The 15,668-nt window shown below is 63.2% G+C and carries 15 protein-coding genes; 7 read left to right on the top strand and 8 right to left on the bottom strand.

The window, feature by feature from the left end; translation table 11 throughout:
- Positions 1 to 45: 45 nt before the first annotated feature.
- Positions 46 to 2,253 (bottom strand): acetate--CoA ligase family protein, encoded by a 2,208-nt coding sequence (locus tag QCE58_RS24295; RefSeq protein WP_250521539.1) that lies wholly within the window; start codon positions 2,251 to 2,253, stop codon positions 46 to 48.
- Positions 2,254 to 2,334: 81 nt separating this feature from the next.
- The gene (gene frc, locus QCE58_RS24290; protein WP_008353895.1) at positions 2,335 to 3,597 is read right to left on the bottom strand and encodes a formyl-CoA transferase; all 1,263 of its coding nucleotides are present in this window, start codon (positions 3,595 to 3,597) and stop codon (positions 2,335 to 2,337) included.
- 410 nt (positions 3,598 to 4,007) lie between these two features.
- Between frc and sucC the strand changes: the two genes are divergently transcribed.
- The 3 genes from sucC to QCE58_RS24275 all read left to right on the top strand — a co-directional run bounded on the left by sucC (position 4,008) and on the right by QCE58_RS24275 (position 6,367).
- Positions 4,008 to 5,210 carry an ADP-forming succinate--CoA ligase subunit beta gene (sucC, locus tag QCE58_RS24285; protein WP_250521538.1) on the top strand — a complete coding sequence of 401 codons (1,203 nt, stop codon included), beginning with the start codon at positions 4,008 to 4,010 and terminating at the stop codon, positions 5,208 to 5,210.
- The gene (gene sucD / locus QCE58_RS24280) at positions 5,207 to 6,079 is read left to right on the top strand and encodes a succinate--CoA ligase subunit alpha (RefSeq protein WP_008353897.1); all 873 of its coding nucleotides are present in this window, start codon (positions 5,207 to 5,209) and stop codon (positions 6,077 to 6,079) included. The genes sucC and sucD overlap by 4 nt, the downstream gene beginning before the upstream one ends.
- Before the next feature lie 90 nt (positions 6,080 to 6,169).
- Complete coding sequence (locus QCE58_RS24275; protein WP_033536086.1) at positions 6,170 to 6,367, top strand: hypothetical protein; 198 nt, start codon at positions 6,170 to 6,172, stop codon at positions 6,365 to 6,367.
- Between the two features lie 54 nt (positions 6,368 to 6,421).
- Here QCE58_RS24275 and QCE58_RS24270 read toward each other — a convergent pair whose 3' ends face one another.
- The 5 genes from QCE58_RS24270 to oxlT all read right to left on the bottom strand — a co-directional run bounded on the left by QCE58_RS24270 (position 6,422) and on the right by oxlT (position 10,924).
- Positions 6,422 to 7,165, bottom strand: coding sequence for a GntR family transcriptional regulator (locus QCE58_RS24270; RefSeq protein WP_008353900.1), 744 nt, complete (start codon positions 7,163 to 7,165; stop codon positions 6,422 to 6,424).
- Entirely contained in the window at positions 7,155 to 7,376 is a 222-nt protein-coding gene (locus QCE58_RS24265) for a hypothetical protein (RefSeq protein ID WP_051079075.1), read from the bottom strand. Before QCE58_RS24265 ends, QCE58_RS24270 begins: the two co-directional genes overlap by 11 nt.
- 113 nt (positions 7,377 to 7,489) lie before the next feature.
- Entirely contained in the window at positions 7,490 to 8,503 is a 1,014-nt protein-coding gene (locus QCE58_RS24260; protein WP_250521536.1) for a 2-dehydropantoate 2-reductase, read from the bottom strand.
- 157 nt (positions 8,504 to 8,660) lie between these two features.
- The gene (locus QCE58_RS24255; RefSeq protein WP_250502748.1) at positions 8,661 to 9,596 is read right to left on the bottom strand and encodes a LysR family transcriptional regulator; all 936 of its coding nucleotides are present in this window, start codon (positions 9,594 to 9,596) and stop codon (positions 8,661 to 8,663) included.
- Complete coding sequence (gene oxlT, locus QCE58_RS24250) at positions 9,593 to 10,924, bottom strand: oxalate/formate MFS antiporter (protein WP_008353903.1); 1,332 nt, start codon at positions 10,922 to 10,924, stop codon at positions 9,593 to 9,595. Before oxlT ends, QCE58_RS24255 begins: the two co-directional genes overlap by 4 nt.
- A gap of 96 nt (positions 10,925 to 11,020) precedes the next feature.
- On the opposite strand from oxlT, the gene QCE58_RS24245 reads away from it, so the two are divergent.
- From QCE58_RS24245 to QCE58_RS24235, 3 genes are all read left to right on the top strand, one after another.
- Positions 11,021 to 11,350, top strand: a complete 330-nt coding sequence (locus tag QCE58_RS24245; RefSeq protein ID WP_250440432.1) for a hypothetical protein — start codon at positions 11,021 to 11,023, stop codon at positions 11,348 to 11,350.
- A gap of 51 nt (positions 11,351 to 11,401) precedes the next feature.
- Positions 11,402 to 12,346, top strand: coding sequence for a LysR family transcriptional regulator (locus QCE58_RS24240; RefSeq protein ID WP_033536098.1), 945 nt, complete (start codon positions 11,402 to 11,404; stop codon positions 12,344 to 12,346).
- Positions 12,347 to 12,443: 97 nt separating this feature from the next.
- Positions 12,444 to 12,782 carry a hypothetical protein gene (locus QCE58_RS24235; RefSeq protein ID WP_008353905.1) on the top strand — a complete coding sequence of 113 codons (339 nt, stop codon included), beginning with the start codon at positions 12,444 to 12,446 and terminating at the stop codon, positions 12,780 to 12,782.
- A gap of 85 nt (positions 12,783 to 12,867) precedes the next feature.
- On the opposite strand, the gene QCE58_RS24230 is transcribed toward QCE58_RS24235, so the two are convergent.
- Entirely contained in the window at positions 12,868 to 14,319 is a 1,452-nt protein-coding gene (locus QCE58_RS24230) for an aldehyde dehydrogenase family protein (RefSeq protein WP_175983081.1), read from the bottom strand.
- Positions 14,320 to 14,540: 221 nt separating this feature from the next.
- On the opposite strand from QCE58_RS24230, the gene QCE58_RS24225 reads away from it, so the two are divergent.
- On the top strand, positions 14,541 to 15,473 hold the full coding sequence (locus QCE58_RS24225; protein ID WP_409014148.1) for a M23 family metallopeptidase: 933 nt from the start codon (positions 14,541 to 14,543) through the stop codon (positions 15,471 to 15,473).
- Positions 15,474 to 15,668: the final 195 nt, after the last annotated feature.

The raw sequence follows: 15,668 nt of genomic DNA, 5'->3' as shown, positions 1-15,668 counted from the left end.
GGCGCGGACATACGTGGTCCGCGCCCCTGTCCCCTCCTCCAAACCTCAGATCAAACCTGCGCCGCGCGCCCACTTGTACTTCGCGCCGAGCACGGCAACGGGCAGTTCCGTCGAATAAGCGTAGGCCGGCACACCATGCTCGTACAGGTATTCCGCGGCTTCTTCCACTTGCACGTCGCCCGCGAGCGACGCCACGATCGGCTTCTCGATGCCGAGCGCCTTCATCTCCTCCTTCACTTCGATGACGAGTTTCGCGAAGACCATCGGCGGCGTGATGATCGTGTGCCAGTAGCCGAGGATGATCGAATGGATGCGATCGTCCTCGAGCCCGAGGCGGATCGTGTTCTTGTACGTCGACGGCGGCTCGCCCCCGGTGATGTCGACGGGATTTCCGGCCGCGCCGAACGGCGGGATGAACTTGCGGAACGCGGCATCGAGATCGTCGGGCATCGCCATCAGCGAGAGGCCGTTGTCGACGCATGCGTCCGACAAGAGCACGCCCGAGCCGCCCGCGCCCGTGATGATGACCGTGTTCTCGCCTTTGGGCGTCGGCAGCTTCGGAATGCCGCGCGCGAACTCGAGCAGATCGCGCAGCGACCGCGCGCGGATCACGCCGCATTGCTCGAAGACGTCTTCGTAGATCTTGTCGTTGCCCGCGAGCGCGCCCGTATGCGAGCTGGCCGCGCGCGCGCCGAGGCTCGTGCGCCCCGCTTTCAGCACGACGACCGGCTTCTTCTTCGACACGCGCTTTGCGGCTTCGGCGAACGCACGGCCGTCCTTCAGATCCTCGCAATGCTGCGCGATGATTTCGGTGTTGTCGTCCTGCTCGAAGAACGTGAGCAGATCGTCTTCGTCGATATCGCTCTTGTTGCCGAGACCGACGATCGCGGAAACGCCCATCTTCGCCGAACGCGAGAACCCGATGATGGCCATGCCGATGCCGCCCGACTGCGACGACAGCGCCGCCTTGCCTTTCACGTCGTACGGCGTGCAGAACGTCGCGCAAAGATTCTTCGGCGTGTAGTAGAAGCCGTAGATGTTCGGGCCCATCATGCGGATGTCGTATTGCCGCGCGATTTTGACGATCTCTTCCTGACCTTCGTGATTGCCCGTTTCCGCGAAGCCCGACGGAATCAGCACCGCGCCCGGAATCTTCTTCTCGCCGACTTCGACGAGCGCCTGAGCCACGAACTTCGCGGGAATCGCGAACACGGCGACATCGACCACGCCGGGCACGTCCTTCACGCTCTTGTACGCCTTGCGGCCCATGATCTCGTCGGCTTTCGGGTGAATCGGATAGATCGTGCCCTGATAGCCGCCGTTGATGAGGTTCTTCATCACCGAATTGCCGATCTTGCCGTCCTCGTTCGACGCGCCGATCACCGCGACCGCATCCGGCTTCATGATGCGGTTCATCTGCGCGACGATCTGCTCTTGCGTCGGCCGATAGCGCGGTTCGGCGGGCGCGAAATCCATCACGATGCGCACGTCCGCCGCGACCGCGCCGTTCGGGCTCGCGAACACCGGATTCAGGTCCATCTCGGCGATTTGCGGGAAATCGTCGACGAGACGCGACACGCGCTCGATCAGGGTAATCAGCGCCTCGCGATGTACCGGTTCGGCGCCGCGCACGCCGCGCAGCACTTCTGCGGCCTGAATGCCGTCGAGCATCGATGCGGCTTCTTCGCGCGTGACGGGCGCGAGCCGGAACGTCACGTCCTTCAGCACTTCGACGAGCACGCCGCCGAGACCGAACGCGATCAGCTTGCCGAACGACGGGTCCGTCACCGCGCCGATGATGACTTCCTGCCCCGCGCCGACCATCTGCTGAACTTGCACGCCGACAAGCGTCGCGTTTGGGTCGTACTTCTTCGCGTTCGAGATGATCGTGTCGAAACCGGCACGCACATCGGCTTCATTCTTCAGGTTGACGAGCACGCCGCCCGCTTCGGTCTTGTGCAGGATTTCCGGCGAAACGATCTTCAGCACCACCGGAAAGCCGATGAACGACGCGAGCTTCGCGGCATCGTCCGCCGATTTCGCGACGCCTTCCTGCGGCACCGCGATGCCGTATGCATCGCAGACGAGTTTGCCTTCCGGCGCGGTCAGCGACGTGCGGCCTTCCGCCTTCACTCGGGCGAACACTTCCGCGACGCGGCGTTTCGCGTCGGGCGCGTGGAGCGGAACGACCGCCGCCGCGTGCGTGGATGAATTGGCTGCTTCGCCGCGGTCCTGGGCAACCGTGCTGTTCATTTGGTGCGTCTCCGTTATAGGGGCGTGCAGGGGCCTGCGCCGCCCTCTTTCGAAGGCGGACGTCAGTGCAAGGCAATGTGCTCAGATCGCGCCGAGGCTCTTCAGCGTGGCGATCTGATCCGGCGTGTAGCCGAGTTCGGCCATGACTTCGTCGGTGTGTTCGCCGAGCAGCGGCGAGCGCACGACTTCGGTCGGACTGTCGGACAATTTGATCGGATTGCCGACCGTCAGATACTTCCCGCGCACCGGATGATCGACTTCGACGACCGTTCCCGTCTTTCGCAGCGACGGCTCTTCGGCGATTTCCTTCATCGACAGGATCGGGCCGCACGGAATGTCGTGCTTGTTGAGGATTTCCATCGCCTGGAACTTGGTCTTCGACATCGTCCAGCGCTCGATTTCCTCGAAAATCTGCTTCAGATGCGGCAGACGCGCGTTCGGCGTCTTGTAATCCGGATGATCGATCCATTCCTCCTTGCCGATCACCTTGCAGATTTCACCCCAGACCGGCGCCTGCGTGATGAAGTAGATGTACGCGTTCGGATCGGTCTCCCAGCCCTTGCACTTGAGAATCCAGCCCGGCTGGCCGCCGCCCGATGCGTTGCCCGCGCGCGGCACGGCTTCGCCGAACGTGCCGTTCGGATATTGCGGGTACTCCTTCATCACGCCAGTGCGTTCGAGGCGCTGCTGGTCGCGCAATTTCACGCGGCAGAGATTGAGCACGCCATCCTGCATCGCGGCGAGCACTTTCTGACCACGTCCGCTCGTGTTGCGCTGATACAGCGCCGTGACGATGCCGAGCGCCAGATGCAGGCCCGTGCCCGAATCGCCGATCTGCGCGCCGGTGACGGTCGGCGGACCGTCTTCGAAACCGGTCGTCGACGCCGCGCCGCCCGCGCACTGCGCGACGTTCTCATACACCTTGCAATCTTCGTACGGTCCCGGGCCGAAGCCCTTCACCGACGCGACGATCATCCGCGGATTCAGTTCCTGGATGCGCTCCCACGTAAAGCCCATGCGATCGAGCGCGCCCGGGGCGAAGTTCTCGACGAGCACGTCGCACTTCTTCACGAGCGTCTCGAGCACCTTCTTGCCTTCCGGATTCTTCGTGTCGATGGTGATCGAGCGCTTGTTGTGGTTGAGCATCGTGAAGTAGAGGCTGTCGGCGTCGGGGATATCGCGCAACTGCTCCCGCGTGATGTCGCCCGAACCCGCGCGCTCGACCTTGATGACGTCGGCGCCGAACCACGCGAGCAACTGCGTGCAGGTCGGTCCCGACTGAACGTGCGTGAAGTCCAGGATTCGCACGCCGTCCAGCGCCTTGCCAGATGTGTTCACCGTCATGGCTTTGTCTCCCACTCTCTTTCGACGTTTATAGATTCGCGATTATTTGTACATCGTCCCGCGCCGTCGTGCCCGGAGCGCGTAGACCGTCGGACCGCAAAGCGACCCGCCTCCTGTGATATACAATATTCCACACACAGTATTAGTCAACCGTCCGCCGGTCGATGAAAACCCTGTGATGCAGCGCACGATCCCTTGAACGCCGCTGTGAGCAACGCTCGACCGATTTTTAATTCTGCAGTGCATCAATCACCGTCGTCCGCCTCGGCCCGTTAAGCACTCATTTAACGCTGCAGAAGCCCGCAAACGAAAGTTTTGCGCGTCGTGAAATCTGATATACAGTATTTCAGCGCGCCGACGATGCTGTTGCTCGGCTCGCTCATTCCCATCAGAGGACATCAGGAGACGAGATGAACATCCACGAATATCAGGCGAAGGCGCTGCTGCGAAAGTACGGCGTCGCGGTTCCGGAGGGCCGCGTCGCCTTTTCCGCGACGGAGGCCGCCGATGCGGCGCGCGCGCTGCCCGGACCCGTCTGGGTCGTGAAGTCGCAGATTCACGCGGGCGGCCGCGGCGCCGGGCGCTTCGCCAACGATCCGGACGGAAAAGGCGGCGTGCGCGTGGTGAAGTCGGTCGACGAAGTGCGCGAGAACGCGCAGAAGATGCTCGCGTCCGTGCTCGTGACCAAGCAGACGGGGCCGGCGGGCAAGGAAGTGAAGCGGCTCTACGTCGAAGGAGGCTGCGATATCGCGCGCGAGCTGTATCTCGGCATGCTGGTCGATCGCGCCAACTCGCGCATCACGATCATGGCGTCGACGGAAGGCGGCATGGAGATCGAGGAAGTCGCGCATCGCACGCCGGAAAAAATTCTCAAGGTCGCGATCGATCCGGCGACCGGGCTTCAGCCCTTTCACACGCGCCAGATCGCGTTCGGACTCGGGCTCACCGGCAATCAGATCAAGGCTGCGTCGAAGTTCATCACGGCGCTCTATCAGGCGTTCGTCGATCTGGATGCGTCGATCGTGGAAGTGAATCCGCTCGTCGTGACCGGCTCCGGCGACGTGATGGCGCTCGACGCGAAGCTCAATTTCGACGACAACGCGCTGTATCGCCATCCCGACATCGAGAAACTGCGCGACGAGGACGAGGAAGATCCCGCCGAAATCGAAGCGGCGAAGCACGGTCTGAACTACGTCAAGCTCGACGGCAATATCGGCTGCATGGTGAACGGCGCGGGCCTCGCGATGGCCACGATGGACATCATCAAGCTCTACGGCGGCGAGCCGGCGAACTTTCTCGACGTCGGCGGCGGCGCGACCCAGGAGCGCGTCGCGACCGCGTTCAAGCTGATCCTGCGCGACCCGAAGGTGCAGGGCATTCTCGTCAACATCTTCGGCGGCATCATGCGCTGCGACGTGATCGCGCAAGGCGTCGTCGCGGCCGCGCGCGAGATCGATCTGAGCGTGCCGCTCGTCGTGCGCCTCGCAGGCACGAATGTCGATGCGGGCCGCGAGATTCTGCGCACGTCCGGTCTCACCATCATCCCCGCCGAAAATCTCGCCGATGCCGCCGACAAGATCGTCAGCGCCGTCGCTCAAGGAGTGGCCCAATGAGCGTTCTCATCAATAAAGATACGAAGGTCATCTGCCAGGGCTTCACCGGCGCGCAAGGCACGTTTCATTCCGAACAGGCGATCGCGTACGGCACGCGCATGGTCGGCGGCGTGACGCCGGGCAAAGGCGGCACGACGCATCTGGACTTGCCCGTGTTCGACACCGTCGCCGATGCCGTCGCGAAAACGGGCGCCGACGCCTCCGTCATCTATGTGCCGCCGCCCTTCGCCGCCGATGCGATTCTCGAAGCCATCGACGCGCAGGTGCCGTTCATCGTCTGCATCACGGAAGGCATTCCGGTGCTCGACATGCTGCGCGTGAAGCGCGCGTTGAGCGGTTCGTCGAGCCGGCTCGTCGGGCCGAACTGTCCGGGCGTCATCACGCCGGGGCAGTGCAAGATCGGCATCATGCCGGGGCATATTCACCGGCCGGGGAAGATCGGCGTCGTATCGCGTTCGGGCACGCTGACCTATGAGGCCGTCGCGCAGACGACCGCGGCCGGCCTCGGGCAGACGACGTGCATCGGTATCGGCGGCGATCCGGTGAACGGGACGAACTTCATCGATTGCCTGTCGCTCTTTCTGGAGGACGATGCGACCGAGGGCATCATCATGATCGGCGAGATCGGCGGATCGGCGGAGGAAGAAGCCGCGCAGTTTCTCAAGGACGCGAAGACGACGAAGCCAGTGGTCGGTTTCATCGCCGGAACGACCGCGCCGCCGGGACGCCGCATGGGTCACGCGGGCGCGATCATCTCGGGCGGATCGGGCACGGCCAGCGCGAAGATCGACGCGATGAAATCGGCGGGCATTCACGTCGCCGATTCGCCGGCCGCGCTCGGCGAAACGATGCTGCACGCGATGCGTTAGTCACGCGGGCAACCGGCGCGGGCCGAGCAAGGGCGCGCGCTATTGCTGAGAAAGGGCAGCATCGATAGACTTGCGCCTTTTTTCCGCGCCATGTTCGTCTACCTCGACTCTGCGATGGCGGTGGCCTTGCGCATCGGCCAGGTCACTGCCCTGTCGTTCGCGACATCGCAAGCCGTCGCGCCGGCTCCGAGTCATGCGCCCGGCTTCGTGCCCGTCGAGACGCGCGGCGCGCTGCCGAGCGACGACTATCCGCTTCGCGCATCACCGTTTCGATCGACGACGAAATAAAAAAACCGCACGGCGAACGCCATGCGGTTTTTTTCTTTCCAACTCAATCCGTCATCAGTCCAGAAAGTCGCAATTCGCCTCGACGAACGCCGCCAGATCGAGCGAATGCTGCTTCACGAGCCGCTCGACCAGCTCCGTGTCGCGCTTCTCCAGCGCCTCGATGATCCGCATGTGATCGACGATCGAGCGCGACGCCCGGTCGCTCTGCGAGATCGTCATCTTACGGATCGCGCGGACGTGCACGAAGATGTTCTTGATCGTGTCGAAGATGATTTCCGACTTCGACAGCCGCACGATCGCCGAATGGAACGCGATATTCGCTTCCGAATACTCGTCGATATGCTCGGCGGGCGTCGAGTCGCGGAAATTGTCGAACATGTGGCGCAGATGGGCGATTTCCTCGTCCGTCGCGCGCTGCGTCGCGAGGCGCGCCGCCATGCTTTCCAGCGCCGCCCACATGTGAATCATCTCGACGATCTCGCGCTTGGTCTTGCGCAAGATATAGACGCCGCGGCGCGGCACCGTGCGCAGAAAACCTTCCTGCTCGAGCAGCGTCATGGCCTCGCGAATCGGCGTGCGGGACACGCCGAGCGCTTCGGTCAGTTCTTTCTCGTCGAGACGGATTTCTTCCCGCGAACGATAGATGTCCGCCTCGGCGATCGCCTGCCGCAGCTTCGCGTACGCCTGATCGCGCAGCGAAACCGTGGCATTGATCGGCTCCAGCGAAAGCGTCAGCCCGGGCGGACGTACATCGGGGCGAACTTCCGGACTATCTACGGATTGAGTATCAGATGGCATTGATGGCTTGATTTCCCAAGTGCGGACGGCGAGCGTCGACACGCTTGCCCGAACCGCCGTTCTGGTCATCCGCCGCGAGACCGGCGAAGCGACCGTGATCCTGTGCGCGCTGCAGCATGCTTTGCGGCACGGCCGACGCAATCATAAACGTAACACCTACACCAACGGCAACCAGCGCGAATCCGACAACAACCAGCAGGGCGATGCTCATTTCAGGCTCCAGTTGAATCACTCAAGAGCCCTCAGTATATGCTGCATCGCAACAGCACGCAAGTATTTTGCATCTTGTATATCAGAAACAACGCTGGTCTCTTCGTCTGCAGTTTAGGCGGCTTTTTGAGATTGCGGGAGCGGCAGCGGCTTCGCCGTGCCCTGATTCACGCCTTCGCGCAGCTTGATCAATGCGAGAACGGCATCGAGCATCGGCGTTTCGACGTGCACGAGGCGGCCGATTTCCTGCACGACCGTCATCAGCGGATCGATTTCCATCGGGCGTCCGGCCTCGCAGTCCATCAGCATCGACGTCTTGTGCGCGCCGACCGCGCCGGCGCCGTTGATGCGCCGCTCGACGTCGACGCGGAAATTCACGCCGATCCTGTCGCCGATCGCCTTCGCCTCCAGCATCATCGCCTTCGAGAGCGCGCGCGTGCCGGGATCGCTCGTGAGCACGTCGAGCGTCGCGCCGGTCAACGCGCTGATCGGGTTAAAGCACAGATTGCCCCAGAGCTTCAGCCAGATTTCATCGCGGATGTTGTCGCGCATCGGCGCTTCCATATCCGCCTTCGCCATCATGTCGTGCAGCGCCTGCAGACGCGGCGTGATTTCGCCGCTCGGCTCGCCGATGGGAAATTTCTTGCCGTAGTGATGTTCGATGACGCCCGGCTCCGCGATTTCCGCCGCCGGCAGCAGCACGCAGCCGATCGCGCGTTCCGGACCGAACACGTCCCACTGGCGGCCGCCAGGATCGACGCTCTGCAGTTTCGTGCCTTCGAGCGCGCCGCCGTGTTTGTAGAAATACCAGTAAGGCAGACCGTTGACGGCCGTGACGATCGCGGTTTCCGGGCCGAGCAGCGGCGGAATCAGATCGACGACGCCCGGAATCGAATGCGCCTTCAGCGCGACGATCACGTAATCCTGCGGGCCGAGTTCGGCGGCATTGTTCGTGCAGCGCACCTTGACGGTGTGCTCCTCGCCATCGATCCGGAGCTTGACGCCGTTCGCCTGCATCGCCGCGAGATGCGGCCCGCGCGCGACGAAACTGACGTCCGCACCCGCTCGCGCCAGTTGCGCGCCCATATAGCCGCCGATCGCTCCGGCGCCGTACACGCAGATCTTCATGGTTCGTCTCCTGAGGGTTGTAGCTTTATATCTCTCTGATATACAAGATACTACATTCCGAGTGCAGACAGGACAAGGCGAATCGTGCGCTCGCAGACGAGCGAAAACCCGCATGCGCGAGATGCGCGGCGGGCTTCCTTCAGCGGCAAGAAGTCGGTCAGACCTCGACGGCCTGACCCGAGATGAAAGTATGCGACGAGGATGCGACGATGTGTGACCAGACGTTCGCCGCGCTCGAGCGCAGCGCGCGGCTCTTGCGCCGTACGAGCATGATCGTGCGCGACGTGTCCGGCACGAGCGGGATGATGCGCGTCTGCGCGCAGTCGATGGCAGCGCGCGCGTGCATCGGCAGGATACCGACGCCGAGGCCGGCTTCCGCCATGCGCGCAACCGCGGCAGCTTGCGTGAATTTCTGGCGCACCGCGCCCGCGACGCCGTGCAGCGCGAGCGCAGCCTCGATGGCGCCCAGGCTGCCGGTGTCATCGTCGAGCAGGAGAAGCGGCGTGCCGCGCAACTGCTGCCAGTCGATGCCCGCCGCCGCGCTCAGTCGATGCGACGCGCTGACGACGGCAGCAAGTCCGTCGGCGAAAAGAGGCTCGGCGGCGAGTTCGTCGAGATTGTCGGGCGCGATCGCGACGCCCAGTTCCGCCTCGCCCGAACGCACGAGTTGCAGCACGGCATTTTGCGGCCGATCCATCACGATGATCGTGACTTCAGGCAGACATTCGCGACACGATGCGAGCATCGCGGGCAAAACGCTCGCCGTGAGAGCGCAACTGCTCGCGAGATTGACGACGCCCGGCTCGCCGCCCTCTTGCGCGCGCGGCCGCAGAGTCGCTTCCAGTTCCTCGACGAGCGGCGCAATGCGGGCGAGCAGCTTGCGTCCGGTTTCGGTGAGCGCCACCTGACGCGTCGTGCGATCGAAGAGCCGCAGCGCGATTTCATCTTCGAGTTCGCGAATGCTGCGGCTCACCGCCGATTGGGTGATGCCGAGATCGTCGCCCGCGCGCGTGAAGCTGCGATGCCGCGCGAGGGTGACGAAAAGCCTCAGTTGATGCAGCGATACGCTCAACGTCGGCGTGCCCTGTTTCATTGAATCGAGCCGGTCCGTAACGACGCGTTGATCGACGATTCGGCCGACGACTCTTCCGTGAGCGTGTTTTCGATCCAGCGCTTTCGCATCGGCGCGAGAACGAATTTCGCGCACAGTCCCGCCGCGATCGACGTCACCGCCGCCGTGATGAACACCGCGTTCCACGACCCGATCGACGCGAGCACCGAAGCGAGCGGCACCAGCATCGACGCCGTGCCTTTCGCGGTGTAGAGCGTGCCCGCGTTGGCGGCGGCGTACTTGCTGCCGAAGGTGTCCGCGCAGGTCGCCGGGAAGATCGAGAAGATTTCGCCCCAGCAGAGGAACGTCATCGCCGCGAACAGCATGAAGAGATACGGATTGTGGCCGAACTCCATCAGCCCGAGCAGCGCGACGCCTTCACCGAGAAAGATGATGAACATCGTGTTTTCGCGGCCGATCTTGTCCGAGATGAAGCCGCACAGCGGACGCGTGAAGCCGTTGCACAGATTGTCGATGGACAGCGTCATCGCGAGCAGCGGCAGCGTTACGCCGAGCAGATTCACCGGCATCTTGGCGAAGCCGTATTCCTTCGCGATCGGCCCGAACTGCGCGGTCGCGATCACGCCGCCCGCCGCGACGAACACGAACATCAGATACAGCACCCAGAAGAGCGGCGAGCGCACCATCTGTCCTGTCGTGTAGTCGATCTTCGTCGACACGATGCGCTTGGCCGGCACGATGCCTTTCGGCGGATTCGGCCGCACGAGCATCAGCGCGAGCACGAAGATGCACGCGCCCTGCAGGATGCCGAAGAACATGAACGCGTGCTCGTAGCCTGAGCTCTGGATCATGTTCGAGATCGGAATCACCGTGACAGCCGCGCCCGCGCCGAAGCCAGCAGCGGTCAGGCCCGCCGCGAGACCGCGCTTGTCCGGGAACCACTTGAGCGCCGTGCCGACGCAGGTGCCATACACGCAACCGGCGCCGATACCTGCGACCACGGCGGCGATGTACAGATGCGTGAGCGTGGTGGCGTGGGCGTCGATCATCCAGCCGATGGCGGCGCAAAGTGCGCCGCCCATCACGACCGGGCGCGGTCCGAATTTATCGACGAGCCAGCCCTCGACGGGCACGAGCCACGTTTCAGTGACGATGAAGATGGTGAAGGCGGTTTGAATCGCCGCTTGACCCCAATGGTGCTTCGCATCCATCGGAACGACGAAAAGAGTCCATGCGTACTGGAGGTTGGCGACCAGCCCCATGCATACGATGCCGACTGCGAGCTGGATCCATCTGTTGTGGTGACGCCCGTGCGATTGCCCGGACACAACCGTGTCTGCGCTTGCCATGTCTGTCTCCGTTATCTGTCTTAGCGCTCGTACGGCGCTTGATGTGCTGCGAGAAGCCGGCGCGGTGCGTCGGCGGCGAGCGGTCGGTCAGGGGAAATGCTCGGTCCAGGCGGCATGGGCGTGAGGCCGCCGGTCACGGGTATTGCGCATGTCGCGCGTTTTGAGGTGGGCGATCGATTCGCACATCCGGCAAACATCCGCTTCAGGCGATCGAAGAATCATTTCAAAGCGATTCCCAATAAAGTCCGGATGGGTTATGCAGCGTTTGCGGGCTTCCATGCTGCGGGTGTGCTCATGTTGCTTTGCGGCAAACTGGCCGATGCCTGGGGTCTGGCGTGGCCCTTCGTTCTTGGCGCACCCGTCCGCCTTACAACTTTCGCGGACGTGAAAGCATCGTGGGGGAGAAAAACGATTAAGGAAAGTTAGAAAAAATTATTGTATAAATTAGTGATCGTTAATGGATGAGGGATTGCTGTGCTGCGCAACGCCACCCTGCGTCAACTCAAGATCTTCGAGACCGTCGCCCGTCGACTGAGTTTCTCGCGCGCCGCTGAAGAGCTCTACCTTACGCAGCCGGCTGTTTCGACGCAGGTGAAGCAACTGGAGGAGCACGCCGGGCTGCCGCTGTTCGAGCAGCTCGGCAAGAAAATCTATCTGACGCCGGCCGGAAATGAAATGCTTCACTACAGCCGCGCGATTCTGGAGCAATTCCGCGAAGCCGACGATGCGATGGCCCGACTCAAAGGCATCGCGGGCGGCACGCTCAACGTCGCGGTGATCAGCGCCGGCGATTACTTTTTCCCCCGCTTGCTCGCCGCGTTCACGCAGCGCAATACCGATGTCCGGCTCAATCTCGCGGTACACAATCGCGAGGAACTGCTGCATCAGCTGTCCGACAATCTCACCGATCTCGCCGTGATGGTCCGCCCCCCGCGCGATATGGACACGGTGAACGTCTCATTCGCGCCCCATCCGTACGTGATCGTCGCGCCGCCGGATCATCCGCTCGTCGGACGGAGGAACTTGCCGCTCGAAGCGCTCGCCGACGAACCGTTCATCGTGCGCGAGCGTGGCTCCGACACCTGGAATTCGATGGAAGAAGGATTCGGCGGACGGCTGCCGAACCTTAACGTCGCGATGGAAATCACCAGCACGGAGACGATCAAGCAGGCGGTGATCGCCGGCATGGGCCTGAGCTTCTTGTCCGCGCACACGATCAGCATGGAATTGCAGGTCGGAAAGCTGGCGGTGCTCGATATCGAGGGCTTTCCCGTGATGCTCAACTGGTTCGTCGTGCATCGGAACAACAAGCGGCTACCGCCGGTGGCGCTTGCGTTCAAGCAGTTTCTGATCGAAGAAGGCGCTGCGCAGATCGAAGCGATCACGCAAATCGTCGCGAAGACGGGCAAACCGAACGCATAATTCTTTCTGAATAGATAAGCGAAAAAACTTTAACTATCGTATATGGATCGACTTTTCTATCCTGCATTCAAGCCCCACGGCCATACAGGAGACGATCATGATCCATGCAACGCACGACGATGACCGCGAACTTCAGGCGCAAGTCTGCGCGTTCAACACGGCTTTCGAAGAACTCGACCTGATGTTCCGCTGGGATGTGCAGACGTATCGCGCGCTGGCATCGGCGGATAGCGATTACGGGAAGATCGCACAGTACATCGCAACCCATTCCCCGCATTTGCTGACGGCCTACAGCGCCGAGTTTCTTTGCCAGGCGATCGTCGAGCGCAAGAATTCGACAATCGAAGCCTGCCGGCAAAACACGGTCCAATATGAAGACAGCACGCAGCGGGCGCGGCTCTGGCGGGCGCGCAACGAGGAAACGGCGCGCGTCTGACGGGTCTTTCCGATCCAAACGGGCGGTTCGATGAGTCGGACCGCCCGTTTCCCTTTCGCCGCGGTTGGCCGCGGCGTTCATTCCGTCAAGGCGTCAGCGCCACCCAGACCGCCTTCGGCTCGGTGAAATTCTCGATGGCGACGTCGCCATGTTCGCGGCCGAAGCCCGAGTCGCCGCCGCCGCCCCACGGCAGGCGCACGTCCGTGAAACCGTAGGTATTGACCCAGACCGTGCCCGCTTTCAATTCCGCGGCCATGCGATGCACGCGGCCGATATCCGCGCTCCAGACGCCCGCTGCGAGACTGTACGCGGTGCCGTTGGCGATGCGCAGCGCGTCGGCTTCGTCGTCGAAGGGAATCACGCTCGCGACCGGCCCGAAAATCTCTTCCTGCGAGATGCGCATCTCGTGCTCGACGTTGGCGAACACCGTCGGCTCCACGAAATAGCCGCGTTCGCCCGCGCGCTTGCCGCCTGTCACGAGCGAGGCGCCCTCGCCCGTGCCGATGTCCACGTAGTCGAGCACGCTCTTCATCTGCTTGGCGGAAATGAGCGGGCCCATGTTGGTTTCGCGTTTGGACGGATCGCCGAGCTTGATCGTCTGCGCGCGCTGGGCGAGGCGCTCGACGACTTCGTCGTAGACAGCGCGCTGCGCGAGAATGCGCGAGCCCGCCGAGCAGACTTGCCCCGCGTTGAAGAAGATGCCCGATGCGGCCGCGCGCACGGCGCCGTCGATGTTCGCATCCGCGAAGATCACGTTGGCGGACTTGCCGCCTAGTTCGAGCGTGACGCGCTTGAAGTTGCCCGCCGCGCCCTGCAGAATGCCGCGCCCGACGGACGGCGAGCCGGTGAACGTCACCTTGTCGACGCCCGGATGCGCGACGAGGGAATCGCCGACGACCGAGCCCTTGCCGGTCACGATGTTGAGCACGCCCGGCGGCACGCCGGCTTCCAGCGCGAGCCGCCCGACCATCAGCGCCGAAAGCGGCGTGATTTCGGCCGGCTTGACGATCAGCGTGCAGCCGCACGCGAGCGCGGGCGCGATCTTCCACATGCCGATCATCAGCGGGAAATTCCACGGCACGATCGCCGCGACGACGCCGACCGGCTCGCGCACGGTGTAGGTCAGCGCGTCGGGGCGTGCGGGCACGACCTGGCCGTTGATCTTGTCGCACCAGCCGGCATAGTAGGCGAGCGTATCGATGGCGGCGGGCACGTCCTGGCGTTGTACACCGGAGATCGGCTTGCCGGCATCGAGACTTTCGAGCGCCGCGAGTTCTTCCTGATTTTCGCGCAGGAGATCGGCAAGCTTCATCAGGATTCGGCCGCGTTCGGCGGCGCGGATCGCATTCCACGGCTTGAGCGCGGCGCGCGCCGCCTGCACCGCGCGGTCGACATCGGCGGACGTGCCTTGCGCGACGTGGGCGATCGGATTCTCGTTCGAAGGATCGAGGTTCGTCGAGTAGTCGCCTCCGCTCGGCGGGACGAACTCGCCATTGATCAGCAATTCATAGCGCTTCAAATCCGCGGTGCTTTCCATGTCTCGCTCCAGTGCTTTTTCGGATCACTTCATGTTGAGGGAGAAGAACCATCTATGAAAGCAAAACATTTTTATTGTTTATATAGGGCGGAATGTATGAGCGGATATAGCGCAGGCCGCGGAATCGACTCTTGTCCCAAATTTCTCTGATTCGTCCGATAGGCCGAGATCCGGCGCGCTCCTACCATCTCAAAACTCGCACTGATTGCAGGGAGATAAGGGTGGTGTCAGTCATCTCGCGCTCGAAAAACGATCTTTACATCGTGATGCGGCGAGGCGCGCTGCGCGCCATCGTTGGTACTGCCTGCTCGGTGGCGGTGCTGGCGCTGGCAGGCGGTCTCGCGCTGGGCCAGTATGACGTTCAGATGCGGCGTGCGCAGGAGCCCGCCGCCGTCCGATACGCCCAAGCCCCTTACAACGCCGATGAGCTCGCGCGTCTGAAGGCGTCGAACGCCGCGCTCGATGCGCGCGTGGAGCGGCTCGCTGCGCAGTTGGACACGCTCAGTGGGTTCGATCAACGCTTGCGCGCAAAACCGCCGCGCGCCACGGCGACCAGCGCAGTGGCCTCGGTGCGCGCGGCCTCCAGCGACGCAGCGGGCGGCCCAGAGCTTCCGCCCCGCCCTTGCCAGGCCGCCGACGCGCGACCGGAGCCGCGAAACCGAAGCAACGAACTCGACTGCCTGGCGACGACGCTTGACGCGCTCGAACAAGACGCGGCGCAGCACGAGGCGGCGTGGGAAGCCTTTCCGGGGCGTCGTCCGCTCGCGTTCGGACGAACGAGTTCATCGTTCGGGAACCGTCTGGATCCGTTCAATCGTCACCTGAGTTTCCACCCGGGCGTGGATCTGGTCGCCCCGACAGGTACGCCGATTCTCGCGGCCGCCGGCGGCCGCGTGATCCACGCCGGACCGATGCCGGGCTATGGCAATACGGTCGAGATCGATCACGGCAACGGCTTTATCACGCGATACGCTCACGCTTCGAAGATCGAAGTGCGCGTCGGACAGCAGGTCGAGCCGCGCGAGACTATCGCCGAGGTGGGCTCGACGGGTCGATCCACGGGACCGCATCTACATTTCGAGGTGCGTGTGGGCGGGAAGCCGGTCGACCCGGAAGGATATCTCGCGCTGTTTGCGGGCGACTCGCATGCGTGAGACGAGGTAAGAATTGGTCCGCCGGGTGGACCATTCCGACACGTTCAATTCGAAAGCAACCCGCCGGCGCTCTTCGAGAGCGAACTTGCGCTCGCCTTGGCGCTTGTGAGCGCGTCGGTCGCCGTGTTGACGCTCTGCGCCGCCGCTTTGCTCGCGGCGGCGGCTCCCGAGACACTCGATGTCGCCGACGCGGCA

The organism is Caballeronia sp. LZ028 (assembly GCF_031451415.1).
In the GTDB taxonomy this organism is placed as follows: domain Bacteria; phylum Pseudomonadota; class Gammaproteobacteria; order Burkholderiales; family Burkholderiaceae; genus Caballeronia; species Caballeronia zhejiangensis.
Note: the sequence above shows the minus strand (reverse complement) of the source record. Positions and strands in the feature narration are given on the sequence as shown.